27 protein-coding genes and 1 riboswitch are annotated in these 26,309 nt (G+C 40.7%); of the genes, 19 read left to right on the top strand and 8 right to left on the bottom strand.

Going from position 1 to position 26,309, the window contains the following annotated elements; all coding sequences use genetic code 11:
• Window positions 1-6: 6 nt before the first annotated feature.
• On the bottom strand, window positions 7-249 hold the full coding sequence (locus ACFPA1_RS15645) for a DUF2626 domain-containing protein (protein ID WP_213120184.1): 243 nt from the start codon (window positions 247-249) through the stop codon (window positions 7-9).
• Window positions 250-334: 85 nt separating this feature from the next.
• Window positions 335-1,033: a helix-turn-helix transcriptional regulator gene (locus ACFPA1_RS15640; RefSeq protein WP_213144859.1), complete on the bottom strand. Its 699-nt coding sequence runs from the start codon at window positions 1,031-1,033 to the stop codon at window positions 335-337.
• A gap of 258 nt (window positions 1,034-1,291) precedes the next feature.
• Between ACFPA1_RS15640 and comGA the strand changes: the two genes are divergently transcribed.
• From comGA to ACFPA1_RS15600, 8 genes are read left to right on the top strand one after another with little or no spacing between them, the layout of a single operon-like run.
• A complete protein-coding gene (gene comGA, locus ACFPA1_RS15635) occupies window positions 1,292-2,344 on the top strand; it encodes a competence type IV pilus ATPase ComGA (RefSeq protein WP_378584405.1) in 1,053 nt (350 codons plus the stop codon).
• On the top strand, window positions 2,328-3,362 hold the full coding sequence (gene comGB, locus ACFPA1_RS15630) for a competence type IV pilus assembly protein ComGB (protein ID WP_378584054.1): 1,035 nt from the start codon (window positions 2,328-2,330) through the stop codon (window positions 3,360-3,362). Before comGA ends, comGB begins: the two co-directional genes overlap by 17 nt.
• A gap of 23 nt (window positions 3,363-3,385) precedes the next feature.
• The gene (gene comGC / locus ACFPA1_RS15625) at window positions 3,386-3,742 is read left to right on the top strand and encodes a competence type IV pilus major pilin ComGC (RefSeq protein WP_378584053.1); all 357 of its coding nucleotides are present in this window, start codon (window positions 3,386-3,388) and stop codon (window positions 3,740-3,742) included.
• A complete protein-coding gene (gene comGD / locus ACFPA1_RS15620; RefSeq protein WP_378584052.1) occupies window positions 3,739-4,179 on the top strand; it encodes a competence type IV pilus minor pilin ComGD in 441 nt (146 codons plus the stop codon). Before comGC ends, comGD begins: the two co-directional genes overlap by 4 nt.
• Window positions 4,163-4,495: a competence type IV pilus minor pilin ComGE gene (comGE, locus tag ACFPA1_RS15615; RefSeq protein ID WP_378584050.1), complete on the top strand. Its 333-nt coding sequence runs from the start codon at window positions 4,163-4,165 to the stop codon at window positions 4,493-4,495. Before comGD ends, comGE begins: the two co-directional genes overlap by 17 nt.
• A complete protein-coding gene (gene comGF / locus ACFPA1_RS15610) occupies window positions 4,443-4,919 on the top strand; it encodes a competence type IV pilus minor pilin ComGF (protein WP_378584049.1) in 477 nt (158 codons plus the stop codon). The genes comGE and comGF overlap by 53 nt, the downstream gene beginning before the upstream one ends.
• Window positions 4,916-5,296, top strand: a complete 381-nt coding sequence (gene comGG / locus ACFPA1_RS15605; RefSeq protein ID WP_378584047.1) for a competence type IV pilus minor pilin ComGG — start codon at window positions 4,916-4,918, stop codon at window positions 5,294-5,296. The genes comGF and comGG overlap by 4 nt, the downstream gene beginning before the upstream one ends.
• Window positions 5,297-5,352: 56 nt before the next feature.
• The gene (locus ACFPA1_RS15600) at window positions 5,353-5,547 is read left to right on the top strand and encodes a YqzE family protein (RefSeq protein ID WP_213144863.1); all 195 of its coding nucleotides are present in this window, start codon (window positions 5,353-5,355) and stop codon (window positions 5,545-5,547) included.
• A gap of 269 nt (window positions 5,548-5,816) precedes the next feature.
• Here the strand turns inward: ACFPA1_RS15600 and ACFPA1_RS15595 are convergent, their stop codons facing one another.
• Together ACFPA1_RS15595 and ACFPA1_RS15590 are read right to left on the bottom strand one after the other, a co-directional pair.
• Entirely contained in the window at window positions 5,817-6,608 is a 792-nt protein-coding gene (locus tag ACFPA1_RS15595; RefSeq protein WP_378584045.1) for a YqhG family protein, read from the bottom strand.
• Window positions 6,586-8,274, bottom strand: a complete 1,689-nt coding sequence (locus tag ACFPA1_RS15590) for a DEAD/DEAH box helicase (protein ID WP_213144865.1) — start codon at window positions 8,272-8,274, stop codon at window positions 6,586-6,588. Before ACFPA1_RS15590 ends, ACFPA1_RS15595 begins: the two co-directional genes overlap by 23 nt.
• A 159-nt stretch (window positions 8,275-8,433) precedes the next feature.
• A riboswitch (glycine riboswitch) is annotated at window positions 8,434-8,523 on the top strand.
• Window positions 8,524-8,754: 231 nt separating this feature from the next.
• Between ACFPA1_RS15590 and gcvT the strand changes: the two genes are divergently transcribed.
• Genes gcvT through gcvPB form a run of 3 tightly spaced genes read left to right on the top strand, consistent with a single transcriptional unit; the run spans window position 8,755 to window position 12,679 of the window.
• Window positions 8,755-9,861 (top strand): glycine cleavage system aminomethyltransferase GcvT, encoded by a 1,107-nt coding sequence (gene gcvT, locus ACFPA1_RS15585; RefSeq protein ID WP_378584403.1) that lies wholly within the window; start codon window positions 8,755-8,757, stop codon window positions 9,859-9,861.
• A gap of 18 nt (window positions 9,862-9,879) precedes the next feature.
• Complete coding sequence (gene gcvPA, locus ACFPA1_RS15580; RefSeq protein ID WP_213144866.1) at window positions 9,880-11,226, top strand: aminomethyl-transferring glycine dehydrogenase subunit GcvPA; 1,347 nt, start codon at window positions 9,880-9,882, stop codon at window positions 11,224-11,226.
• The gene (gene gcvPB / locus ACFPA1_RS15575; protein ID WP_213144867.1) at window positions 11,219-12,679 is read left to right on the top strand and encodes an aminomethyl-transferring glycine dehydrogenase subunit GcvPB; all 1,461 of its coding nucleotides are present in this window, start codon (window positions 11,219-11,221) and stop codon (window positions 12,677-12,679) included. Before gcvPA ends, gcvPB begins: the two co-directional genes overlap by 8 nt.
• Window positions 12,680-12,814: 135 nt before the next feature.
• On the opposite strand, the gene ACFPA1_RS15570 is transcribed toward gcvPB, so the two are convergent.
• Complete coding sequence (locus tag ACFPA1_RS15570; protein ID WP_213144868.1) at window positions 12,815-13,198, bottom strand: rhodanese-like domain-containing protein; 384 nt, start codon at window positions 13,196-13,198, stop codon at window positions 12,815-12,817.
• Between the two features lie 181 nt (window positions 13,199-13,379).
• Between ACFPA1_RS15570 and ACFPA1_RS15565 the strand changes: the two genes are divergently transcribed.
• From ACFPA1_RS15565 to ACFPA1_RS15535, 7 genes are all read left to right on the top strand, one after another.
• Entirely contained in the window at window positions 13,380-14,216 is an 837-nt protein-coding gene (locus tag ACFPA1_RS15565; RefSeq protein WP_213144869.1) for a lipoate--protein ligase family protein, read from the top strand.
• A gap of 329 nt (window positions 14,217-14,545) precedes the next feature.
• Entirely contained in the window at window positions 14,546-17,101 is a 2,556-nt protein-coding gene (locus ACFPA1_RS15560) for a vitamin B12-dependent ribonucleotide reductase (protein ID WP_378584041.1), read from the top strand.
• An 88-nt stretch (window positions 17,102-17,189) separates the two neighbouring features.
• On the top strand, window positions 17,190-17,420 hold the full coding sequence (locus ACFPA1_RS15555; protein ID WP_378584401.1) for a C40 family peptidase: 231 nt from the start codon (window positions 17,190-17,192) through the stop codon (window positions 17,418-17,420).
• A 505-nt stretch (window positions 17,421-17,925) separates the two neighbouring features.
• Window positions 17,926-18,132 carry a copper chaperone CopZ gene (copZ, locus tag ACFPA1_RS15550; protein WP_213144871.1) on the top strand — a complete coding sequence of 69 codons (207 nt, stop codon included), beginning with the start codon at window positions 17,926-17,928 and terminating at the stop codon, window positions 18,130-18,132.
• Between the two features lie 40 nt (window positions 18,133-18,172).
• Window positions 18,173-20,587: a heavy metal translocating P-type ATPase gene (locus ACFPA1_RS15545; protein WP_378584039.1), complete on the top strand. Its 2,415-nt coding sequence runs from the start codon at window positions 18,173-18,175 to the stop codon at window positions 20,585-20,587.
• A 102-nt stretch (window positions 20,588-20,689) separates the two neighbouring features.
• A complete protein-coding gene (locus ACFPA1_RS15540) occupies window positions 20,690-21,400 on the top strand; it encodes a response regulator transcription factor (protein ID WP_378584037.1) in 711 nt (236 codons plus the stop codon).
• On the top strand, window positions 21,376-22,752 hold the full coding sequence (locus ACFPA1_RS15535) for a sensor histidine kinase (RefSeq protein WP_213144874.1): 1,377 nt from the start codon (window positions 21,376-21,378) through the stop codon (window positions 22,750-22,752). Before ACFPA1_RS15540 ends, ACFPA1_RS15535 begins: the two co-directional genes overlap by 25 nt.
• A gap of 146 nt (window positions 22,753-22,898) precedes the next feature.
• Here the strand turns inward: ACFPA1_RS15535 and efp are convergent, their stop codons facing one another.
• From efp to ACFPA1_RS15520, 3 genes are all read right to left on the bottom strand, one after another.
• Window positions 22,899-23,456 (bottom strand): elongation factor P, encoded by a 558-nt coding sequence (gene efp, locus ACFPA1_RS15530; protein ID WP_213144875.1) that lies wholly within the window; start codon window positions 23,454-23,456, stop codon window positions 22,899-22,901.
• Between the two features lie 21 nt (window positions 23,457-23,477).
• Window positions 23,478-24,539, bottom strand: coding sequence for a M24 family metallopeptidase (locus tag ACFPA1_RS15525; protein ID WP_378584035.1), 1,062 nt, complete (start codon window positions 24,537-24,539; stop codon window positions 23,478-23,480).
• Between the two features lie 78 nt (window positions 24,540-24,617).
• Window positions 24,618-25,115 (bottom strand): YqhR family membrane protein, encoded by a 498-nt coding sequence (locus tag ACFPA1_RS15520; protein WP_213144877.1) that lies wholly within the window; start codon window positions 25,113-25,115, stop codon window positions 24,618-24,620.
• 238 nt (window positions 25,116-25,353) lie between these two features.
• Between ACFPA1_RS15520 and ACFPA1_RS15515 the strand changes: the two genes are divergently transcribed.
• Window positions 25,354-26,298: a DUF1385 domain-containing protein gene (locus tag ACFPA1_RS15515; protein WP_213144878.1), complete on the top strand. Its 945-nt coding sequence runs from the start codon at window positions 25,354-25,356 to the stop codon at window positions 26,296-26,298.
• Window positions 26,299-26,309: the final 11 nt, after the last annotated feature.

The raw sequence follows: 26,309 nt of genomic DNA, 5'->3' as shown, positions 1-26,309 counted from the left end.
TTTTTCTTAGTGGCCTCCACCAAGCGGCATCATGAACGTAGTCCAATATGTAAAGCCAGCAAAGAAAATAGTTAGATATGCTCCGAACACATACATATACATACGTTCAGACAATTTAAGATAACTAAGTAGAACGAAGAATCCTGTTTGGGCTAGGAAAAGCAATGCTGTTTTGTTTAAATCGCCAAGATATAACATCACAGTAAAAATGCCCGTCCAGAAACCACATACTCTGAACATGCGGTCCATATGTATCCCCTCCTTTTACCCTTTCGATACCATCATTACAATATTATAAGTAAAAGAAGGAATAATGTAAATAATGGTTTCAGAATTAGTTTGTTACAAATGCTTGATAAGAGCAAGTTTCACAGCCAGCAATCATATTTTCCTTTTCAATCAGGTCAACTGAATCGAACAGAGCTTCAAACATTCCCTTTAAAAATTCATGATGCATATTGCAGACAGCTTCGGTATGTTCTTCCGCTATTTCTTTGAATGGGCAATTGAAAATCGAGAAATAAATTTTCGTTTCATCTCCATTTGCTTCAAATTCCGGATAGAAGCCTGCCAGCGTGGCTGCATTTTTTAATATGCTTAGCTTTTCATCAAAATTTAATTCATCGCCAAGAGCTTTTTTTGCTTTTTCCTGTTCAATCACTTCAACCCCAAAACGCTTCCCTGTTAAATAAAGTGCATCTCTTCCAGCCTCGCCAAGGGAAATCATCGTTTGAATGGCCACTTTTGATAAAAGCATATAATCGCGGAATGGGAAGTGGAGCTGGATTACATCCTCTGACAAACGATATAATCTGCTTGGCCGTCCGCCTTTCCCTGTTTTCTTTGTTTCCGAAACCAGCATGTTCACATCTTCGAGCTTAGAAAGATGCAATCTCGCCACATTCGGGTGGATGTTGAAATTATCCGCGATCTCCTGAACGGTTACTTCCTTGTGGCGTTTCGTAATGTATTGATAAATGTAATATCTAGTTGGATCTGACAACACGTTAGTAATTTTTAACGTTTGTTCCATCTCGTTTCACCTCGGACCCCCATGATTTATTCCATTATAATACAGCGATACTAAAGTGGGAATGAGGTTAACAAGGTAAACACTATATGTTTAGAAAATGTTCACAATTATTGACGATAAATTGTAACAATATTAGAAATATACTCCTTTTCTTTACAAAAAAACTTTTTTAAAATAAAGAAGGAAGGGTAAGAAGACTGTCGAAATATCAGAAAAGAAAATTTAAAGGCGGTGATTCCCATTGTTAGTTCAATTGAAATGTTAGCTGACAGAATTATTCGTGACGCTGCAAGAAACCAAGCAACTGACATTCACATAATTCCCAGGCAGAATGACACACTCGTTCAAATCCGGTTAACCAACAAACTCATTCCTCGATTATCCCTTCCAAAAGATGAATGCGACAAATTGATCTCCCATTTTAAATTTAAAGCGAATATGGATATCGGCGAAAGAAGACGTCCGCAAAGCGGTGCAATTTTTTGTGAGGTTAACGGACAATTAATGGGGCTTAGGCTATCTACCCTGCCATCCAATACACGCGAAAGCCTTGTCATCAGGCTATTACCCCAGCAGGAGCAAATCCCTTTTCATCAACTTTCCTTATTCCCGGCAATGACCAGAAAACTTCTAGCTTTATTAAAACATGCTCACGGTTTAATCATTTTTACCGGGCCGACTGGCTCAGGGAAAACAACTACCTTATATTCCCTTTTAAATGAAACCGCCCACCTATTCCATCGCAATGTTATAACACTCGAAGATCCGATTGAAAAAAATTACGATTCCGTTCTGCAGGTACAAGTGAATGAAAAAGCTGGTGTCACTTATGCGGCCGGCCTCAAAGCCATCTTAAGGCATGACCCGGACATCATAATGGTCGGGGAAATAAGGGACGCAGAAACAGCTAGGATTGCTGTACGCGCAGCCTTAACCGGGCATTTAGTGCTTTCAACAATGCACACTAGAGATGCGAAGGGAGCGGTGTTCCGCCTGCACGAATTTGGAGTGAATTGGCTGGAGGTTGAACAGACCTTAATTGCGGTGACTGCCCAAAGACTTGTTGAATTAACCTGTCCATTTTGCGAGGGTGAATGCACTCCATTTTGTTATTCGTATGGAAGGTGGAAGAGGGCGAGTGTGTTTGAGCTTTTGGCGGGGAAAAGTTTGAATAGCGCCATGAAAGCTGCAAAGGGTGAGAAGGTTGAAACCCGTTATCGGACAATCCGGGATGTCATTAAAAAGGGGATTGCCTTAGGATTTATTCAGGAATCTGAATACGACAGGCTGGTTTATGATGAAGAATTATAAATGGTCTGTAACTGAGCAAGCCAACTTCTTAAAACAAATTGGCGAGCTGTTGGCACGGGGATATCCAATTGCCGAAGCAATTGATTCCATAGCATTGTACTTGCCTCAGAAGAGAAAGGAGGAGTTATATCAATCATTAACAGTTTTAAAAAACGGGCTGCCGTTTCATGAGGTCCTTGAAAGGCTTGGCTTTCACAAGGATTTAACCGGTTTTGTTTACTTTGCTGAGCAGCATGGGAATTTTGCCGAAGCGCTGCTTGAGGGCAGCCGTCTCGCATTGTTAAAGGAGAAGGATCTGCATAAGCTTTTAAAATTGTTTCAATATCCAGTATTGCTGCTTTTTATTACCGGGATTCTCTTCGTTTTTCTAGAGAATACATTGCTGCCAAGGTTTACAGAACTTTTTTCATCGCTTGGTTTGGAGGAGAATTTTTTTTCAAAGGTCATCTATGCTTTCGATGAAATTTTCCCAATCGTCATTGGTGCTTTGCTTGCATTCTTATTGGCAACAGCAATTTATTATTATTTTATCTTCCGAAACTATCCCATTTTAAAGCAGCGAATGCTGCTCGTGCGTCTGCCCTTTATCGGCAGAATCCTCAAATTGCTGTTTACTCATTATTTCTCCATTCAATTAAGCTTCCTTTTATCTGGCGGAATTTCAGTTTCAGAGAGCTTGGGTCTCTTTGAGGAAAACAAAAGACAGCCTTTTTACAGTGAACTTGGTAAAGAAATTAAGGCCAAGCTTGTAACGGGCGAAAAATTAGAAACCATATTGGCTTCGATGATTTTTTTTGACAAGGGTTTTCCGATGATTATTAAACACGGCCAGGAAAATGGCAAATTGGAACAGGAATTGCTCTTTTTCAGCAAGCATTGTGTGATGAACCTGGAAGTACTAATTGAAAAAAGCCTACGGACGATTCAGCCCATTCTTTATCTGTTTATCGGTTTATTAGTTGTTTCCATGTATTTAGCGATCCTTTTACCCATGTTTCATATGCTCGATGGAATTTAAAAAAAATATGGAGGTTTAGGAAAATGAAAAATATTAAAAGAGATAAACAAGCTGGTTTCACACTGATCGAAATGATGATTGTTATGCTCGTGATTTCTGTAATTTTAATTATTACAATTCCAAACGTCGCTAAACATAACTCAAATATAAAGACTAAGGGCTGTGAAGGCTTTCAGAAAATGGTCGAGGCTCAGGTACAAGCCTATGAAATGGAAAAAAATGAACCAGCAACAATGGAAAAACTAATAAGTGCAGGATATATAAATAAAGATGCCAAGGGCTGCCCAGGAAAAGAAGTTGTGATTGGGTCGGATGGTTCTGTTACGTTGGAAGATGCCATTGATACAAAAACTGCATCTGATACCACCACTAACCAATGAAACATAACCAGCAAGGCTTCACTTTAGCCGAGTCATTAGTAGTCCTATCCATTTTCATGATTTTGTCTTCGGTAACCGTTTTTTCATTAAAACCACAGCATACGATGGTTGAGGATGAAGCCTTATTAACCCAATTAAAAGCGGATTTATTTTATGCCCAGTCCTATGCGATGTCCCACCAGCAGGAAGTGTCGGTCGTCATTTTGCCTAACGAATCAAAATACTCGCTTGTTTTGCGCTCTGACCAGCCGCATCTGCTCGACAGAACTTACTCCTTAAGTTTTCATATCATCGAAGGTTCGATGCCCTTATATTTCAAATTTCAGCCTGATGGAAATGTAAATAAATTTGGTTCTTTCTTCATAGAAACTGAGAAGAAGACTTATCGAATGACCATTTTAATTGGAAAAGGCCGGTTTTATGTTACAGAACAATAAAGGGTTCTTTTTATTAGAATTACTGTTGTCCTTATCAGCTATGTTTTTGATTTGTTTGGTTTTCATTCCGTCGGTCACGGATTTAAGAAAGCAATCCGTAAATTTCCAGATTGAGAAAAAGATGAGGCAGATCATGTATGAGGAACTGGAGGCAAAATTAATTGATAATCGGACATTTGCCAATTATACATTGGTACAAAATGAGATTCGTTATCAAATTACTTGGAAGGACTCCTTCGGGCAAAAGGAGGTTTGCGTTAAAGTTGAAAAAACGCCCTTACATTTGGAAAATGAAATCTGTGGCAGTCTCGAATGAAAAAGGTTTTACGCTCATTGAGGTAATGTTTTCGTTGGTAATTCTTTCAATTATCGTTTTTTATATGACACCTATCTTTCAACTTATTCTTGACAATAAGGAGAATCAAGCGAGTATTCAGGCAATGGAATGGGAGGTTTTCTGCAGCCAAATAAAAAAAGAAATCCGCTGGTCGACCAAGGCAGAGGTAGTTTCCAATCGGCTGATCCTAACAAAAGACGGAGAAACCATTTATTATGAAATTTACGGCAGCAATTTAAGAAGACGGGTTAACTCGACGGGGCATGAAATTATCCTGCAGAATGTTTCACAGCATTCGTTTGCTTTGGTGAATAATGCCGTAAAGGTAACGGTAAAGGATTTAAAAGGAATAGAGTATTCTGTTACCGCCTATTCTTTAATTGATTGGAATAAGAGCACATGAAAAATAGCCAAAAAGGCTTCACTTATCCCCTTACATTATGTCTGTTGATCATTTTTCTGCTGTTTTTTTCAATGGAGGTGGAGAAGCTTCTGTCGGAGAGAAAGCTAGCGCACGAATCAGCCGTTATTTTGCAGCAAGAGTATTATTTCTTGTCATCGGTAAAGAAATTCGAAACTCAGGCTCAGGTGTCAGGAACAATCCCGTCTAAAGGAACGTTTGGATTTCAGAAGGGGAATATGGATTTTCTCGCCGATCCCCCGTCAGGATATGTCCAAAGAGTTTCCTTTACACTCCGGCTTCAGTCGGGAGAATTGGTAAACGGGAAAGGATATTTTGACACGAGGTCAAAAAAGCTAATGAAATGGATTACTTATTGATTTGAAAGGATAAACCTTGGACATACTTGTAATGTAAGTTAAAGGCAGGTGTGTACATGAAAACGAATGATTATGTAAAATATATGACGCAAACAATTGTCAAATATGCGGACCAGCCGAAAGACGAACGAAAACGTCAGCGCCTCGAGCGAAAACAGACCAAAGCATCCTTCTGGTATCGCTGGTTTGGCATCCTTCCCTATATTGTGTATTCAGAGGTTAAGAGACGGAAAATAAGAGACGGAAAATGAAAGACAGTGGACTTTAAAAAGTAACCCCCAAGCATAATTTTACGACTTGGGGGTTTTCTTATGGTCTAGGAAATTATAGATTAACTCATAGTGGATAACTTGTTACTAGTATAGACACGTCCAGCTCCAGCGCCCTAGCGGCTAGTGTCCTTCGCTCTCCGCCCTACGATAAGTCAACATCGAATCGCTTACGCTCTTCGTGTTTCCTTTATCTCAGTTGGAGAGCTCCAGGCCATACGCCGCTGAACAGGGCGCTTGCGCTTTTGTTCTTAAATTGCTTTTTCTGTTAAGTAAAACAGCCCGCCATTGATAAAGGAAATGTGAATTCGCGGCTCATATTGATCCTTGAGAGCCTGTTTTTCTGTCTCATAGCTTTCGTTTTCATCTTCAATGTCCTCATAAAAATGATTCAGCAGTTCTAAATCCTTCTCCCAGCGTATCTTTGCTTCATCGGCCCAGGTATGGTCATCATTTTCAATTACTGATTTTAAATAATTTTCAATTCGAACCATTCCGCTTTTTGGTTTAACCAGTGGTGATAATGTAAACGAGTAATCAGGGATTTTGGGCGTTAACGAAATTTTAAGCAGGTAATTATGAAAATCCTCCACCATTTTACCGTTAATAAGCTGAAGGCCGATTGATTTAAAAATATCGCGTTTACGGTCACATTGATAGGAGATTTTTACATTCATGCACAGCCATGGCAGCAAGGGAGTCTGGACGGCGGAGTTGCCGTGATTTTCATAAAGCCTTATATATCTAGCTAAATTTTTTGTAGACTCAAAAATTTGATGCAGGCGGGGGGAACCAAAATGGATGGTTTCCCCTTTGAGATTTTCAGGTGCTGCTTTTTGGTTGGTGATAAGGGTCAATCTCATTGGATTTGGTATTCCGCCAGTTTTCTCTAAATAATGCCAGTAAAAGGGCCGATTCATTAGTTCCTTATCCATTTCAATTGTTAGTTGGACATCTAAGTATCCAGGGTGATTAGTGACAATGGGACATTCATTTGCCATAAAATAATTTAAAAGAAACTTATGAATTTCCAGCTGCTGCATGTGATTCTCCTTTTTTCATATTTTGTGCAAATTCAATCATTGAAGATAAATTCTCCATTTTAATCCGCATTTCCCCTTCTGAGCAGGAGTCGCCAAAGATATCCATTATATGATCTTCAATATTTCCGAATTCTAGTTTTGTTAAAATATCATCAAGTTCTCCGATGACTCTTTCAAATAAATCAATCTTTTCGTATAAAAGCTTTAAAATATGCTCTTCCACCGTATCTTTGATGGCAAAATTATAAATCATGACATCTTTTTCCTGACCGAGGCGGTGAATCCTTCCGATGCGCTGCTCTAGTCTCATCGGGTTCCAAGGCAGATCAAAATTGATAATGTGGTTGCAAAATTGCAGGTTAATCCCTTCCCCGCCCGCTTCAGTGGCAATCAGCACCTGGGCATGCTTTTGGAACAACTCGCGCATCCAGTCCTTTTTCCCGCGCTTGAAACCGCCGCGGAAAGGAACGGAGGAAATTCCGTGCTGCTTTAAATACCACTGTAAATATAATTGGGTAGCCCGGTATTCCGTAAAAATAATCACTTTATCATTTATTTTCTGAATTAATTCAAGGGCTTTTACTGCCTTGGAATTTTGCTCGACGGTCTCTACCTTTTTAATTAAAAAGTTGATTTGTTCTTGATAGGCCTGCGTTGGGTTTTCCTTTTTAAGAAGCATGTTTTTTAAGGTATAGAAAACGGCCTCGCGGCTTGAGCATGCTTCACGCTGCAGAGTCATCACAGAAAAACTGCTCGTTTGAACCCAGTCTCCCTCATTTTTAAGCTCTAAGATGGAGTCATACAGGTCGCGTTCCGATTTTGTAAATTCAATCGGAATTGTCTCCACATGCCGTTTCGTCCATTCGATCCCTGTATCGGCACGGCGGTTACGGATCATGACTTTATTGACTAGCTCTTTTAGATGCTGGTCATCATTTAAGGAACGGGAATCACGTTTATATTTTTCGTAAAAGACAGTTTCATTCCCTAAGTGACCAGGCTTTAATAGGGATACGAGGTTAAAAATCTCCTCAATCCTGTTTTGAATCGGTGTTGCCGTCAGCAATAAACAAAACTTCTTTTTTAAGTTTTGAACAAATTCGTAGTTTTTGGTTTTATTATTTTTTAATTTATGGGCTTCATCGATAATGATGAGGTCATAGTCTTGCTTGTAAATGATCTCCCGATGCGGATTTCGTTTCGCCGTATCGATGGAGGAAACAACGACATCACATTGTTCCCAAACATAGCTTTTTCTTTGAGTGACAGCTGGTATATAAAATTTGCTATTTAATTCCTGTGCCCACTGGGTGACTAAGGAGGCGGGAACAAGAATTAACACTTTTTTCACTAATCCGCGAATCATGTATTCTTTTAAAATTAACCCTGCCTCGATAGTCTTTCCGAGACCCACTTCATCCGCAAGGATGGCCTTTCCGTTCATGTTTTCAACCACCTGCTTGGCTGTTTCAAGCTGATGAGGGAGAGGCGTCAAATTTGGCAGATGCTTTGGGGCCTGCAGGCCTTCGAATTCCGGGACCACCAAGTGTTTTTCAATATCGATGGCCAATTTAAAAAGCTCCCAATTCCCCCAAGGTCCATCATGATCAATTTTATGTAAAAAATCATCCTGCCAGGAGGAATCAAATTCCATTTCGACATTCATCCGTTTCAGCTCCTTTTTTCGATAAATTGTTATTGCCCGATATGTTGTTTTAATGGTAGGATGATAATAGCTTTGAAAGTTTCAAATATTTAAATAAGGTAATCTATTTTTTAAGTATAATTAGTATAACCAAATTGGAAAAAAATATTATAAGTGCGAATGAAAACAAGGGGAGAGACTACTTTTTGTAGCGCCGAAGGAGCAAGCAGCTTATGTGAATCTCTCAGGCAAAAGAACTCTTGTTGGACGCAGCTCTGGAGAGTGCTGGATGATACCAGCCACCAAAGGGGACAGCCGATTTAGGTAAACTTTCAGGTGCAAGGACAGAGACCTTCTTTATTGGTAAAGGGAGGTTTCTGTCCTTTTTTGCACCTTTTTGTTGTTTTTAGGAAAACGGCAAGGAGTTTTCCTATTTTTGTTAATTGGCAATAATTCATTTTTACAAATAATGAACATGTAGTAAATGAAGGGGGATTTATGATGACGGAATTAAAACGCACTCCGCTGTTTGAAGTTTACAAGGAATACGGCGGAAAAACCATCGATTTTGGCGGCTGGGAGTTGCCTGTCCAGTTTTCAAGCATCAAGGATGAGCATGAAGCTGTCCGCACGAAAGCCGGTTTATTCGATGTATCCCATATGGGCGAAGTTGAAGTAAAGGGCCCAGACAGCCTCAACTATTTACAAAAATTGATGACAAATGACATTTCAAAAGTGAAAGACGGCGGGGCACAATATACTGCGATGTGCTATGAAAACGGTGGAACTATTGACGACCTGCTTGTTTACAAGGTTGAAGACAATCATTATTTGCTTGTTGTCAACGCATCGAATATTGAAAAGGACTACAACTGGCTGGAGAAGCATCTTGAAGGCGATGTAACAATCGAAAACTTGTCTGAAACAATGGCGCAGCTTGCGCTTCAAGGCCCTCTTGCTGAAAAGGTATTACAGAAGCTTGCTTCAGAGACGGATTTAAGTCAAATCGGCTTTTTCAAATTCCAGCAGGAAGTTGTTTTAAATGGGAAAAAAGCACTTGTATCTAGAACTGGTTATACAGGGGAAGACGGCTTTGAAGTATATTGTGATGCCGGTGATGTCGTCGAACTCTGGACAGCCATTCTTGAAGCCGGAAAAGACGAGGGAGTTATTCCTTGCGGCCTCGGTGCACGCGACACACTTCGTTTTGAAGCAAACTTAGCGCTTTACGGCCAGGAATTATCACCGGAAATTTCCCCGCTTGAGGCAGGAATTGGCTTTGCAGTGAAATTGAATAAAGAGGCTGATTTTATTGGAAAAGAAGCTCTCGTGAAACAAAAGGAAGCAGGTTTGTCCCGGAAGCTTGTTGGGGTTGAGATGGTTGACCGGGGAATTCCGCGACACGGCTATCCAGTTTACAAAGGGGAAGCGCTAATTGGTGAAGTTACCACCGGTACACAGTCCCCAACCTTAAAGAAAAACATCGGTCTTGCCCTCATTTCTTCCGAACATGCAGGACTCGATACCGAAGTGGAAGTTGAAATTCGCGGCAAACGTTTAAAAGCGAAAGTGGTTCCTACACCTTTTTATAAAAGAGAAAAGAAATAGCAGAAGGGAGCAAGGTTTATGAAACATCGCTATTTACCCATGACTGAACAAGATAAGCAGGCAATGCTGGAGACAATTGGCGTTTCCACTGTCGATGAACTATTCAGTGATATTCCTGAAAAAGTACGATTTAAAGGTGAATACAATATTAAACCGGCAAAATCAGAAACAGCTTTGATGAAAGAACTTTTTCAGTTAGCAAGCCGAAATGCTGATTTAAAATCGAATGTGTCTTTCTTAGGTGCCGGAGTTTATGACCACTATATGCCAGTTATCGTTGACCATGTCATTTCAAGATCAGAGTTCTACACAGCCTATACACCTTACCAACCGGAGATCTCCCAAGGGGAACTGCAGGCGATTTTTGAATTCCAAACAATGATTTGTGAATTAACAGGAATGGATGTGGCTAACTCCTCGATGTATGACGGCGGTACCGCACTTGCTGAAGCAGCAATGCTAAGTGCTGGTCACACTAAACGGAAAACCATCCTGGTTTCCGGTGCTGTCCACCCTGAATCCCGTGAGGTTCTGGAAACTTACGCAAAGGGTCAATACCTTGATGTGATTGAGGTTCCTGTGAAGGATGGCATTACTGATGTTGAAGCCCTAAAAGGATTGCTAAATGCTGACGTAGCCGCGGTTGTCGTTCAATATCCAAACTTTTTAGGTCGAATTGAACCTTTAAAAGAGCTTGAAGAGATTATTCACGAAAATAAAGCAATGTTTGTTGTTTCCAGCAATCCATTATCACTTGGAATTTTGACACCTCCAGGAAAATTTGGTGCAGATATTGTTATCGGCGATGCCCAGCCGTTCGGAATCCCGACTGCCTTTGGAGGTCCGCACTGTGGCTATTTTGCGGTTACGACCAAGCTAATGCGTAAAGTTCCCGGACGTCTTGTCGGCCAGACAACAGATGACCAAGGCCGCCGCGGATTTGTTTTAACACTGCAGGCACGTGAGCAGCATATCCGCCGCGATAAGGCGACTTCTAATATTTGCTCCAACCAAGCCTTAAATGCCCTTGCTGCATCTGTTGCGATGACTGCCCTTGGAAAAAAAGGTGTCCGCGAAATCGCAACAGCCAATTTACAAAAGGCTCATTATGCGAAAATCGCTTTTAAACAAGCAGGATTTGAAGTAGTTAATGATGGTCACTCCTTTAACGAGTTTGTTGTCAATTTAAATAAACCGGTAAAAGAGGTTAATCAGCAGCTGCTCCAAAAAGGAATCATTGGCGGTTATGATTTGGGCCGTGACTATCCTGAGCTTGCAGGTCATATGCTGGTCTGCGTGACAGAGCAAAGAACGAAGGAAGAGATTGATACATTAGTGAAAGAATTGGGGGATTTGCATGCATAATCAAGACCAGAAGCTGATTTTTGAAGTGAGTACACCAGGCCGGGTCGGATACAGCCTTCCGGAAATGGATGTTCCTGAAGCAGATGTTGCTGCGCTCCTTCCAGAAGGATATTTAAGGGAAGAAGAACCTCTGCTCCCTGAAGTTTCAGAACTGGATATCATGCGCCATTATACGTCCCTCTCCAGACGGAATCACGGTGTAGACTCCGGTTTTTATCCATTAGGGTCTTGTACGATGAAATACAATCCTAAGATTAATGAGAATGTAGCCCGCTACAATGGGTTTGCACATATTCACCCGCTCCAGGATGAAAGTTCCGTTCAAGGTGCGCTTGAGCTTTTATATGACCTTCAGCAGCATTTAAAAGAAATTACCGGTATGGATGAAGTGACCTTACAGCCGGCAGCAGGTGCCCACGGGGAATGGACCGGATTGATGATGATTCGTGCATACCATGAGGCAAATGGCAACCTAAAACGGACCAAGGTTATCGTACCTGACTCCGCTCACGGTACCAACCCAGCTTCTGCAACAGTTGCAGGACTTGAGACGGTTACAGTAAAGTCGAATGAAAATGGTCTTGTAGACTTAGAAGACTTAAGAAGAGTGGTGGGTGAAGATACAGCTGCGTTAATGTTGACGAACCCGAATACACTTGGCCTTTTTGAAGAACATATTGTCGAAATTGCTGACATCGTCCACGAAGCTGGCGGTAAGGTTTATTACGACGGGGCGAACCTAAACGCAGTTCTATCAAAAGCCCGCCCGGGTGATATGGGCTTTGACGTAGTTCACTTGAATCTTCACAAAACGTTTACTGGCCCGCACGGAGGCGGCGGTCCTGGTTCCGGTCCTGTCGGTGTGAAGTCAGATTTAATTCCGTTCCTGCCAAGACCGGTTATTGCCAAACGAGGCGACGAATATGTCTTAGATTATGATCGTCCGCAATCAATTGGCCGCGTTAAGCCATACTACGGAAACTTTGGCATTAACGTCCGCGCTTATACCTATATTCGGTCTATGGGGCCAGACGGCTTAAAAGCAGTGACTGAATATGCTGTTTTAAATGCTAACTATATGATGAGAAGATTGGCGGAGTATTATGATCTGCCGTTTGACAGACATTGTAAGCATGAGTTTGTATTAAGCGGAAGACGCCAGAAGAAATTAGGCGTCCGCACATTGGATATTGCGAAGCGACTGCTTGATTTCGGCTTCCATCCACCAACCATTTACTTCCCATTAAATGTGGAAGAATGTATCATGATTGAGCCGACAGAAACAGAATCTAAGGAAACGTTAGATTCCTTTATCGACATCATGATCCAAATCGCCAAGGAAGCCGAGGAAAATCCGGAAATCGTCCAGGAGGCTCCGCACACAACCGTGGTAGGCCGCTTAGATGAAACGACAGCTGCGCGTAAGCCGGTTTTACGATATCAGAATGCATAAAAAGATTAACAGGCTCTGGATTGCTCCGGAGCCTGCTTTTTTAGCTTTTATATCAATTCGCCAATAGACGTTGTGATTTTTCATAAAAATCAATATAAAAGGCCCCAGAAAGGTTCTGGAGCCCATTAATTACGATTATTTCTTGGCTTTCACTTTACCTGACCACTTTTTGAACCCGCCTTGAAGCTGGGTTAGATCCTTGTAGCCTTTTTTGTGTAAAAATTGAGCTGCACGAGCACTGCGCATGCCGCTTTGGCAATATAAATAAACAGGCATGTCCGGTCTGATTTCTTTCATGCGCATTCTAATTTGTGACATTGGAATATTACGTGCTCCTAAAATATGTCCGCCTTCAAATTCATTTGGTTCACGAACATCAATCAGCTGTGCCTTTCTGTATCCTGCACGGAATTCCTCTTCTGTTACTGTTTTTACAATCCTTTTTTGATAAAAAAAAGTAAAAACAGAGTAGATGATAACCGCTACGACAATGATTAATAAAACATAAAGTGAATTCAACTTCTATTTGCCCCCTTCTAGCTTGTTGCACTAGTATATATTATATTAGTCATTTTCTTAAAGATAAAGAAGAATGGACAAAAATCTTCTTAAAAAATTATACCAAAAACATCTCATTTTGAAATTCCCCCTCATTTTGATAGACTAGTAAAAGGAAATTATAAATAAAAGAGGTTTTTCTATGGAAAAGGAAATATGGCGGTTTATCGATTCTGGTAATAGTACTCCTGCTTTTAACATGGCATTGGATGAAGCCTTGTTAGATTGGCACAGCGAAGGAAAGATTCCACCGGTGATCCGATTTTACGGCTGGAACCCGCCGACGCTGTCCGTTGGTTACTTTCAAAAGGTTGAAAAAGAAATTGATATGGAAGCGGTAAAAACACACGGGCTTGGCTTTGTCAGAAGACCAACTGGAGGCAGAGGCGTTCTCCATGAGCATGAACTGACATACAGCGTCATTGTTTCAGAGGAGCATCCAGCAATGCCCAAAACAGTTACTGAAGCTTATCGTGTTATTTCTGAAGGGATTTTAAAAGGATTTCATCAACTGGGACTAGAAGCATATTTTGCTGTTCCGAAAACAGCAGAGGAACGGGATGCCTTAAAAAATCCTAGGTCCGCGGTTTGCTTTGATGCCCCCAGCTGGTATGAGTTGGTGGTGGAAGGGCGCAAGGTCGCAGGAAGTGCTCAAACACGGCAGAAGGGTGTCATTCTCCAGCATGGCTCGATTCTTTTGGATCTGGATGAAGAAAAGCTTTTTAGCTTATTCAAATACCCGAATGACCGGGTGAAGGAGCGGATGAAAAAAGCATTCAAGGATAAGGCTGTTGCCATTAATGCGATTAGTCCGCGAAGGATTACTCTCGATGAGGCCAAGGAAGCTTTTTATAAAGGATTCGCAGAAGGTTTAAATATTGAGCTTGAATCCTATCAGTTGACAGATGAAGAGCTTGCCTATGTTAATAAGCTCGCAAAAGAACGGTATGAAAATGATGAGTGGAATTTTAAGAGATGACTTGCTAAAGCGGCTTTGCCGCTTTTTTCCTATTTCATTGGAGGCAACCGGCGAAAATTGTTAAAATTTCTCGTTTTATAGCGAAAATTGCACTATATCTTTTATTTTCTCGTGAATCTATTTATTTTAAAGTTTGACAAAATAATTGTTTTTTGCATGACATACAATATATAGGGGTGTCGAAAATATTTTCGGTACTATATATTGATTTTTTGTTGCCATGCTATGTTCATATATGGTAACTTAAATTTATTAAATCAACTAGATAAGCAAAAGCTTACTAGATTCTTACACAAGATAGAGAATATATAGATAAAGGAGTTGTATTCATGTCTGTAGTTTTTAGACAAGAATTGAATATTGATTTTGGGAGGTTGAATGAGGATATCCGCCTATTTCCACAGGTGCACCCGGTCACCCCTGATATGAAAATAACTCACAAGGGTGTTTCGCGTTTAGTCATGTTAGACCGCTACACCTTCAAAGATACTGAAAAAATCACCCTCACAAATGGCGACTTTGTTGTTCTTACGATTAAAGAAGATCCAAAATTCCCGGCACGCGGCTTAGGATACATTCAGGAAATCGATTGGGAGAAGAAGAAAGCTAAGGTTTTAGTAGAAGAGGAATTTAGAGGTGTCCTCGATGGTGAAGCAGCAGAAACTGGAGTTATTTTTAGTTCGCTCGATGTCATTGAGAAGCCGTTAGAGCTTTTCTATGAGCAGATTGCTAAACGTGTTGCGACTGGCATTGCTGCTGTAGAAGAGACGGAAGAGAAGCGCATCGAATGGACAGAAAAGTTCTATCAAGAGCTAGTGAGCTTGAACTTCATTCCGGCCGGCCGTGTTCTTTATGGCGCGGGATCTGGCACTGAGGTAACTTATTTCAACTGCTATGTAATGCCGTTCGTAGCGGATTCCCGTGAAGGAATCTCTGACCACCGCAAGCAGGTAATGGAAATCATGAGCCGCGGCGGCGGTGTTGGAACCAATGGTTCGACATTACGGCCAAGGAATACCTTGGCAAGAGGCGTAAACGGCAAATCGTCTGGTTCGGTTTCTTGGTTAGATGATATTGCGAAGTTGACTCACCTTGTTGAGCAGGGTGGCTCGCGCAGGGGCGCCCAGATGATCATGCTGGCGGACTGGCATCCTGACATCATTGAATTCATTATTTCTAAGATGCAAAATCCTAGAATCCTTAGATTCTTAATTGAAAATACATCTGATGAAACAATCAAAAAGCTTGCTAAAGAAAAGCTGAAATTTAAACCATTCACCCTTCAAGAAGAAGCGATGTACCAAGGAATTGTAAATTATAAAAACATTCCTGGTTATGGTGGTTTCAGCGAATCAATTATTGCAGATGCTGAGGAAAAACTCGCAACTGGCGGTACTTATTCAGTTCATAATCCAGAGTTCCTCACTGGAGCAAACATCTCTGTTTGCTTGACGAAGGAATTTATGGAAGCTGTTGAAAATGATGGTGAATATGAACTTCGTTTCCCTTACGTAGAAAACTACGACCAAGAGGAAATGAAAATCTATAATGAAAAATGGCATGAAGTTGGAGATGTTCGTGAGTGGGAAAGACTGGGCCATAAAGTTCGTGTGTACAAAAAAATTAAGGCAAAAGAACTTTGGAACTTAGTTAATATTTGTGCGACTTACTCTGCAGAACCTGGTATCTTCTTCATTGATAATGCAAATGACATGACAAATGCTAAAGCATATGGTCAGCAGGTAGTAGCAACGAATCCATGTGGTGAGCAGCCTCTTGCACCATTTTCCGTCTGTAACCTTGCTGCAGTAAACCTTGCAGAAATGGCGGATAAGGAAACTAAGACAGTTGACTTTGAAAAGTTAAAAAATACAGTAGCAGTCGGTGTCCGTATGCAGGACAACGTCATCAATGCTACTCCATACTTCTTAGACGAAAACAAAAAGCAAGCACTTGGTGAACGCCGCGTCGGTCTTGGGGTAATGGGTCTGCACGACCTGCTTATCTACTGCGAAACTGAGTACGGTTCACCTGAAGGAAATAACCTGGTCGATCAAGTTTTCGAAACAATTGCAACTACAGCTTACAAAGAATCTGTTGAATTGGCGAAAGAAAAGGGAAGCTTCCCATTCTTAACTGGTGAAACACTTGAGGAAACAAACCGCTTGCGCCAAGCATTCATTAATACCGGATTTATGAAGAAAATGCCTGAAGAAATCCGTGAATCTATTGTGGAAAACGGAATAAGGAATTCCCATTTGCTAACTGTTGCTCCAACGGGTTCCACTGGTACCATGGTTGGCGTTTCAACTGGATTAGAGCCTTATTTCTCATTCTCATATTTCCGCAGCGGACGCCTTGGTAAATTTATCGAAGTAAAAGCAGACATCGTTCAAGAGTATTTAGACCGTAACCCAGAAGCAGATTCAAATAACCTGCCAAACTGGTTTGTGACTGCGATGAATCTTGCTCCTGAGGCACACGCAGATGTCCAATGTGTCATCCAGCGCTGGATTGACAGTTCCATCAGTAAAACAGTTAATGCACCAAAAGGATACAGCGTTGAGCAGGTTGAAAAGGTATACGAGCGTTTATATCGCGGCGGTGCAAAAGGTGGTACTGTCTATGTGGACGGTTCACGTGATTCTCAGGTTTTAACATTGAAAGCTGAAGAAAACACAAATGAACAATTATCTATCTTTGAAAAAGAAGAAAAGCAGCATGTAGTCTTAGTCGAAACCATCACTGACCTTCGTTCAACAGACGTAACGATTGGTTCTGAAGTCGGCAACACATGCCCGGTATGCCGCAAAGGAAAAGTTAAAGAAATTGGCGGCTGTAATACATGCACAAACTGTGGCGCACAATTAAAGTGTGGTCTATAAAATGCTTTTGAGAGAGGATGGAGATTTACTCCATTCTCTTATTTTTTATATTTATCCATGAAAATTATATCAATATAATTTTGTATAACTGCCACGAACAGCGGCTGATATGTTCTATAATCGAGGTTATCGTGTCGGCAGTCTTCAGCCCGGCGATTTAATGTTCTTCGCCCCAACAAAAGCAAGCAGACCAACCCACGTGGCTATGTATATTGGAGCAGGCAAAATGATTATGGCATCATCTTCTAAAGGAATTATGATCACTTATACAAGCAATACCTATTGGAAGCCAAAATACATTGGGGCAAAGCGTAAATAAAATGATTCAGAACATCGGTTAACATCGGTGTTCTTTTTTATTATATTTATTTATACTTGCACGAAAAAACGTTAAGAGAAAATACTTAACGGAAGGCAATCAATCTTGCCCAAGGCATCACTTAGGAGGCACCGAGGGTAAAAATAGAGCAGTTATATTGCCCGAGGAACCGTTTCAAGAAGCCCAACGGTAAAAATAGAGCAGTTATATTGCCCGAGGAACCGTTTCAAGAAGCACAAAGGTAAAAATATCCCCAGTTTTTTGCCCAAACACGTGCCCTTCAAAACAATAAGGGGCATATTAAATTTGACCGTTTCATGACACATAAAAAACTACATACGGTCTTTATATTGTTTTGCTAGATTAAAAACATAAACAAAGCTACAGCAGCATATGTGGACATTTTGTGAAACCCAGACAAAACACTTTACATAGGGTAGGGGGGTATAGTAACATAAAATTAGAAATCAAAAATAACAAATACATTTTTGAAAGGATGATTAACATGGAAAAAGTAACATTAAACGTAAAAGGAATGTCTTGTGGACATTGTGTAAAGGCGGTTGAAGGAAGCGTTGGGACCCTGGATGGTGTCACTGCCGTTAAGGTGAATTTAGACGCAGCAACGGTTGATGTCGAGTTCAACCCGCAAACCGTCAGCCTCGATCAAATCAAAGAAACAATTGATGATCAAGGCTATGATGTAGTTTAAAAAGACAATTTCAACTCACTATATGAGGAGTTGACTTACTATGAGTCAAACTATAAAAGAAACAAGCCTGCAAATTTCCGGTATGACCTGTGCAGCCTGTGCGGCCAGAATTGAAAAGGGTCTGAAAAAACTAACCGGAGTAGAAACAGCAACTGTCAATCTTGCATTAGAAAAATCGGCAATTAAGTACGATCCTTCCCAGATAAAACTGGAAGAAATCGAACAGAAGATTAAAGATTTAGGCTATGATGTCGTAACCGAAAAAGTGGAATTTGATATTACAGGAATGACTTGCGCAGCCTGCTCGGCACGGATTGAAAAGGGCTTAAATAAGCTAGATGGCATCACAAAGGCAAACGTTAACCTGGCACTTGAAAAAGCAACTGTAGAATACAACGGTTCCGCCCTGACAACTGCAGACATCATAAAAAAGGTTGAAAATCTTGGCTACGGGGCAAGACTCAAAGAGGAAACAAAAGATCAAGTAGACCATCGCCAAAAGGAAATCCAAAAGCAATCAAAAAAATTTATCTTCTCGGCAATTTTGTCTTTTCCGCTTTTATGGGCAATGGCAGGGCATTTTTCGTTTACATCTTTTATTTGGGTACCGGATATGTTCATGAATCCATGGTTTCAACTGCTCCTCGCTACACCGGTTCAATTCTTAATTGGCGGCCAGTTTTACATCGGTGCCTATAAAGCCTTAAAAAATAAAAGTGCCAACATGGATGTACTTGTTGCATTGGGAACATCGGCCGCTTATTTTTACAGTTTATATTTGTCGATCACCACGATTGGCAAAGGTGTTCATATGGTGGAACTCTATTATGAAACCAGTGCTGTTTTAATCACCTTAATCATATTAGGCAAGCTTTTTGAAGCAAGAGCAAAGGGACGATCCTCAGAGGCAATCAAAAAATTGATGGGGCTCCAAGCCAAAACGGCTACTGTAAACCGCGATGGCCGCGAAATGGAAATCCCGATTGAAGAAGTCATTGTCGGCGATATCCTTTACATCAAGCCAGGCGAAAAAATTCCTGTTGACGGCAGAATTGTAGAGGGCCAATCTGCTATCGATGAGTCAATGCTGACCGGTGAAAGTGTTCCGGTTGATAAAAAAATTGGCGATGAAGTCATCGGAGCCACGCTGAACAAAAATGGTTTTCTAAAAGTTGAAGCAACAAAGGTTGGCCGGGATACCGCTTTAGCACAAATTATTAAAGTGGTTGAAGAGGCGCAGGGCTCCAAAGCCCCTATCCAACGGCTTGCCGACAAAATATCCGGAGTTTTTGTTCCAGTTGTCGTGACCATTGCTGTAATAACCTTTATGATCTGGTATTTGTGGGTAGAACCCGGTAATTTCGCTGAAGGCTTAGAAAAAATGATTGCTGTATTAGTGATCGCCTGTCCGTGTGCTTTAGGATTGGCGACACCTACCTCAATCATGGCCGGTTCCGGTCGTTCCGCTGAATATGGAATTCTTTTTAAAGGCGGCGAACATTTGGAAATGACCCACCGCATCACAACGGTGGTTTTGGATAAAACGGGTACAGTAACAAATGGGACACCGGTGTTAACTGATGTCCGCCACACCAATTCAATTACTGAGGAAGAATTTTTAAGCTTGGTTGGTTCGGCTGAAAAGCAATCAGAACATCCGCTTGCCCAGGCCATTGTGCAGGGAATTAAAGACAAGGGTGTATTATTAAAGGAGCCAACCGATTTTGAAGCCATCCCCGGTTTTGGAATAAAAGCGTCACTGGAAGGAAAGCAATTAATAATTGGTACAAGAAAGCTTATGACGAAATTTAATGTGGAAATTGAAGCTGTACTTCCTCAAATGGAAGAACTCGAAAGAGCCGGGAAAACTGCAATGTTAGCGGCTATCGACGGGCAATATGCAGGGATTGTGGCGGTCGCTGATACAATTAAAGCAACCTCCAAAACAGCCATCAGCCGCCTCAAAAAGATGGGTCTTGAGGTTATCATGATTACTGGTGATAATCAGCAGACAGCAAAGGCCATAGCAGGCCAAGCAGGAATTGACACCGTCATCGCGGAGGTTTTGCCTGAAGGAAAAGCAGCAGAAATTAAAAAGCTGCAAGCGGAAGGCAAGAAAGTGGCAATGGTCGGGGACGGCATTAATGATGCACCTGCTCTTGCCGTGGCAGATATTGGAATGGCCATTGGGACAGGCACCGATGTCGCCATGGAAGCGGCTGATATCACGCTCATTCGCGGTGACTTAAACAGCATTGCAGATGCTATCTTCATGAGCAAAAAAACAATCACAAACATAAAGCAGAACTTATTCTGGGCGATGGCCTACAATTCCCTGGGCATTCCGATTGCAGCCCTTGGGTTCCTAGCTCCTTGGCTAGCTGGGGCAGCAATGGCGTTCAGTTCGGTGTCTGTTGTTCTGAACGCACTTAGATTACAAAAAGTTAAAATATAAATTTTTAAAAGGCTGACACACAATTGTCAGCCTTTTCCTGCGTTTTCACCATTGCCAGCAAGTATACTTTACTTATCAAAAAAAGCAATCAGGTGATTTCAAATGAACCAAATTTTATTGATTGAGGATGAACGAAGCGTATCAGATGTAATCAAAGCTTATTTAGAGAAGAACGGCTACAAAGTCTACTGGGCTGGCAATGGATCAAAAGGATTAGAAATCTTTAAATCAACGAATATAGCCCTTGTTATTCTCGACCTGATGCTCCCCGATATGGCTGGAGAGGATGTTTGCAAAATGATGCGGGAAACATCAGATGTCCATATTTTTATGCTGACAGCAAAAGGTTCTCTAAATGACCGTGTTGAAGGATTAAATATTGGCGCCGATGAATATCTAGTTAAACCCTTCAGTCCAAGGGAATTGACAGCAAGGGTCAATGCTCTTTTCCGCAGATTAAACGGCACAAACTCATCAGTCTGGATGATTTTTGATGATGGGAACTTATCCATTCATTTTGAAAAAAGGCTGGTTACCGTGAGGGGAGAAGAAATCCCGTTCACACCGAATGAATTTGATATTCTCTGGGCATTAGCGGCTAGTAAGGGCAAGGTATTATCAAGAGAGCAGCTAATTGGGAAGGTATATGGTGAAAATTTTGATGGCTTTGATCGGACTATTGATGTCCATATCAAAAATATCCGCAAGAAAATTGAAATGGATACGAGAAACCCAAAATATATTATCACGGTCCTGAAAGCAGGCTATAAATTTGGCGGTGAGCTAAAATGCATTCCATTAGCCGCAGATTAAGTTTATTTTTTATTGCTTGCACCATTGCCTCTATCCTGCTTGTGACATTGACTGTAAATCTTACAGTTACCAATAAATTTAATCAATACATGATGGACATTCAAAACAAGAGGTACGAAAGAATTATTGCCTATTTTGAAGATGCCTATAAAAAAGATGGCAGATTAACAGAAAATACCGGAATTGAACTCATGCATGAGGCCTATATGGGCAATTATTGCATTACGTTAAGGGACCAGCATGAGCAAACGATTTGGGGAATGGACCCGAAGGAAATCAAAAACCAATTAAACATGGGGACAATGCCAGTCCAGCAAAAAGGAGTTTATACCACAAAGACATTTAAGCTTAATGAGGAAGATAAAGTAGTTGGCTATGTGGATATCGGCCAGTATTCTTCTGTCCTCTTAACGGAGGAAGATCAAAACTTTAAATCGTCCATAAATAAAAGCATAATTGCCAGCGGACTGTTGACCCTCCTCATCATAACTGGTTTAGGTCTCTATTTTTCGAAGCAATTTTCGAGTCCTATTAAGGAAGTAGCCAAGCTTTCTGTTGACTTGTCCAAGGGAAATTTTAACAGTAAATCCGTTGTGAAAAGCAACATTCACGAGCTAGAGGACTTGCGAAAAAGTGTAAACATATTGGCTGGTAAATTACAGTTTCAGGATATGCTCAGACAGAGATTAATCTCAGATATTTCACATGAAATAAGGACACCGTTAAATGTCCTGCAAAACAATCTAGAAGCCATGATTGACGGGGTATATCCAGTTACGCAAGAAAAGCTTCATTATCTAAATGAGGAGGTAATCAGGTTTGGCAGACTGATTAACAACTTAAATGTCTTAAAGGAATTTGAGTCTGAAAGCACCAAGCTTAGTTATGAAATCATCGAACTTGATCAATTGCTACTGGAGCTTTGTCGTGATTTTCATGCACCTTCTGAAAAGAAAAAACTTAAAATCGATCTCGCCATTCAACCGGATAAAAAGTTTTCAATTACCGGAGACAAAGATAAAATCAAGCAGGTATTTGTTAACCTGCTGGCAAATGCCATTAAATTCACTACTGCAGGCGGCAGGATTCTTGTCCAATTATATGAAAAGAATGATGATATTATTGTGGAAGTAGTTGATACTGGCATTGGTATTAACAAAGAGGACCTCCCTTTTATTTTCGAAAGATTGTACAGGGGAGATAAAAGCAGGCAGGAAATTGAGGGAAATGGAATTGGCCTGACCATTGTTAAAAACATCTTACAACTGCACGATGCCTCCATTGAAGCAGAGAGTGAAGAAGGAATAGGTAGTAAATTTACCATCTGTTTTCCGAAAATAAAAAAGCCTTAAGCGCCCAAATAGGGTCTTAAGGCTCTTTTAGCTAATAAGAAAGTATAAAATTTTCCCAAATTTTATACTTTCTTAACGCATAAATTCAACTACGCCTCTGTCATCGTCCTTACGGACTCACCAATCGGCGAGTTTTCATTTAACAATTAAGCTCTGGATACGTAAGTACCTTCAGCTGTGTTGATGATCAAGCGGTCACCTTGGTTAATGAAGAAAGGAACCTGAACAACAAGACCGGTTTCCATCGTAGCCGGCTTGGAGCCGCCTGATGCAGTGTCACCTTTAATGCCAGGCTCAGTTTCAGTTACTTCAAGTTCAACCGTGTTTGGCAGTTCAACTCCAAGTGTTTCGGTTTGGAACATCATGATATGAACTTCCATGTTTTCCTTTAAAAACTTTAATTCATATTCAATGCTTGCAGCAGGCAGTTCAACCTGCTCATAGGAATCCATGTCCATAAACACGTGTTGGTCGCCGCTTGCATACAGATACTGCATTTTACGGTTATCAATTTGTGCTTTTTCTACTTTTTCGCCAGCACGGAATGTTTTTTCCTGCATGGCTCCGGTACGCAGGTTACGCAATTTAGAGCGGACAAACGCTGCTCCTTTACCAGGTTTTACGTGCTGGAAGTCCATGACGCGCCATAAGCCGCCATCCACTTCAATGGTTAATCCAGTACGGAAGTCGTTAACAGAAATCATTGGCAAATCCTCCTAAAATAGTTACAAAATAATTAAGTCTTTTGTAGAATGTGTGAGCCTTTCGTTATGATCCTTCGTAATAAGCGTATCGTCTTCAATTCTAACGCCGCCAAGTCCAGGAATATAAATGCCCGGTTCACAAGTTACAACCATACCTGGTTCTAAGATAATGTCAGATTTTAATGAAAGAGCAGGTCCCTCGTGAACCTCAAGCCCAATCCCATGTCCGGTGGAATGTCCAAAGTACTCTCCGTACCCTTGCTCTGTTATGTAGTCCCGAGTTAAAGCATCCGCTTCTTTTCCTGTCATTCCAGGTCTAAAACCATCGATGCCGCGTAATTGAGCGTCGAGGACAATCTGATAAATTCCCTTCAGCTTGGCGTCAGGCTCGCCGACAGCAACAGTCCTTGTAATGTCGGAAACATACCCTTTATAATAGGCACCAAAATCAAGGGTGACCATATCCCCTTTTTCAATGACCTTATCAGAGGCAACACCATGCGGAAGGGCCGAGCGATACCCTGAAGCGACGATGGTATCAAAGGAAGAAGATACTGCTCCGGCTTTTCTCATAAAGAATTCCAGCTCATTCGATACTTCCAGCTCCGTTTTTCCCGGCCGAAGGAAGTCTAAAATATGTTTAAATGCGGCATCAGCTATATCCGCTGCTTCCTTTAATATCTTAATCTCTGAATCGGTCTTTATCAAGCGTAACTTTTCGATTAATCCCGAAACAGGGACAAGTTCAGCTTCTACCTCTTTTTCATATACTTTAAAGGAAGAGTATGTTAAATAGTCCTCTTCAAAACCTAATTTTTGGATCCCTATTTTTTTCGCCTGTTCAGCGACTTCTTTAGGAAGCGTATCTGAAAATTTAATGATTTCAAACCCTTCACATTGCTTTTGGGCTTGTTCAACATAACGAAAATCTGTAATAAATAGAGCTTTATCAGCACTGATTAAAACAATGCCTGCTGTACCTGTGAAATTTGATATGTAACGGCGGTTATAGGGGCTTGTAATAAGTATGCCATCGATTCCCTCTGCTGAAAAACTTGACCTTAATTTTTCTAATTTCTCCATCGTGTCCACTCTCCTTTTCCAATCCGTTAACGGACACAATTATTTTATCATAACCACACAAATACGACTAATAACAGTTTAAGTGGCTGGTTCGTTTTTTTGTACTTCTTGATTTTGATATTCATAGCTGATCGAGTAACCAACGAAAATCCCATACAGAATATAGAGACAAAGGGAAGACAGGATGGTATCTCTGCTTAAATCGAATATTGGTTTCATCCCAGGAAAAAGAGGATTCAGAACAACAAAAACAATTAAAAATAAAATGATTCCATATCCTAAGCCAATCCACATACCTTTCAGCTTTTTTAATAACGCATAATATAGGTAGGCTGCACCAACTGATAGCACGCCCATGATGAGAATGGACAAAATCGTTCCTTTCCAGCCATATTTCCAGTTCCCCAGCATCCATGGTTCAAGGATTATATTTGGACGAATTTCCGTTAAACTAAAGTAGCTTGCAAAAAAACCAATCGTTCCCCAAAAAACACCTCCAAATAAACCAGTCCAAAAGACCATTACCGGCAAGGACATCGGCTTAGGATATTTTCCCGCTTTTTTTTCAGAAGCCATTACAACAACCTCCATAACTTTTTGATACAAATTATTGATTCGTACCTTAATAAATACCAATTTTATTATGCCCCTGTAACAACAATCCTTGCATAAAAAAATTTTTTTCTAATTTAAATGGAAAATGTATGTCATTTCCTAGAGGTTTTTTCGTTTTTCTAGTAGAATACATTTAAGTACATACAGATTTATCATTTCTGCTATCGTGCTACTTTTGCATAGGTTGGTGTTCTAGCTAATGTCTGATACACAAAAGAATGTTTATGGCGGTCAAGCCGTGGTTGAAGGAGTTATGTTCGGCGGTAAACATCATTATGTTACCGCAATAAGGAGAAAGGACCATTCGGTCGAATATTTCCATCTGCCACGTAAAACGAATCCTTATTTAACGAAAATTAAAAAAATTCCGTTTATTCGTGGAATCGTTGCTATAATAGAAGCAAGTGCCAATGGTTCTAAACATTTAAATTTTTCAACTGAAAGATTTGATTTAGACCCAAAGGAGGATGACACCTTAAAGGAAAAAGAAGTTTCTAAAATGACGATGTACCTGGGTGTGGCGGTAATCGGGGTTATTTCATTTTTATTTGGTAAATTTGCCTTCACGCTTATTCCTGTTTTCTTAGCGGAATTGACAAAGCCCATTTTTTCATCGGATTTTTCCCAGGTCATGATTGAAGGTTTCTTCAAGCTTATCCTTCTCCTTTCCTATATTTATTTTGTTTCCTTAACTCCGTTGATTAAAAGGGTGTTTCAATATCATGGTGCTGAGCATAAAGTAATAAATACCTACGAGTCCGGAGCTGAGCTGACAGTAGCTAACGTTCAGGCCCATTCAAGGCTTCATTACCGCTGTGGAAGTAGTTTTATCCTATTTACTGTCTTTGTCGGTGTTTTTGTATATTTGATGGTACCGACCTCGCCGTTGTGGTTGAGGATTGTTGACCGCCTTTTATTAATACCGGTAGTGTTGGGGATTTCCTTCGAAATTCTCCAATTTACAAATAAACTAAGAGACGTTCCTGTCTTAAAATATCTAGGTCTGCCAGGTCTTTGGCTTCAGCTTCTTACAACCAAGGAGCCAAATGATGAACAGGTGGAAGTAGCCATACTCTCCTTTAAGGAATTGTTAAGAAGGGAAGAGGAAACAGACAGATTCGTCAAACAAGAAGAAATTGTCTAAATCGTTGTTAG

It is taken from the genome of Neobacillus sp. GCM10023253, assembly GCF_042653105.1.
GTDB lineage: Bacteria > Bacillota > Bacilli > Bacillales > Cytobacillaceae > Neobacillus > Neobacillus citreus.
Note: the sequence above shows the minus strand (reverse complement) of the source record. Positions and strands in the feature narration are given on the sequence as shown.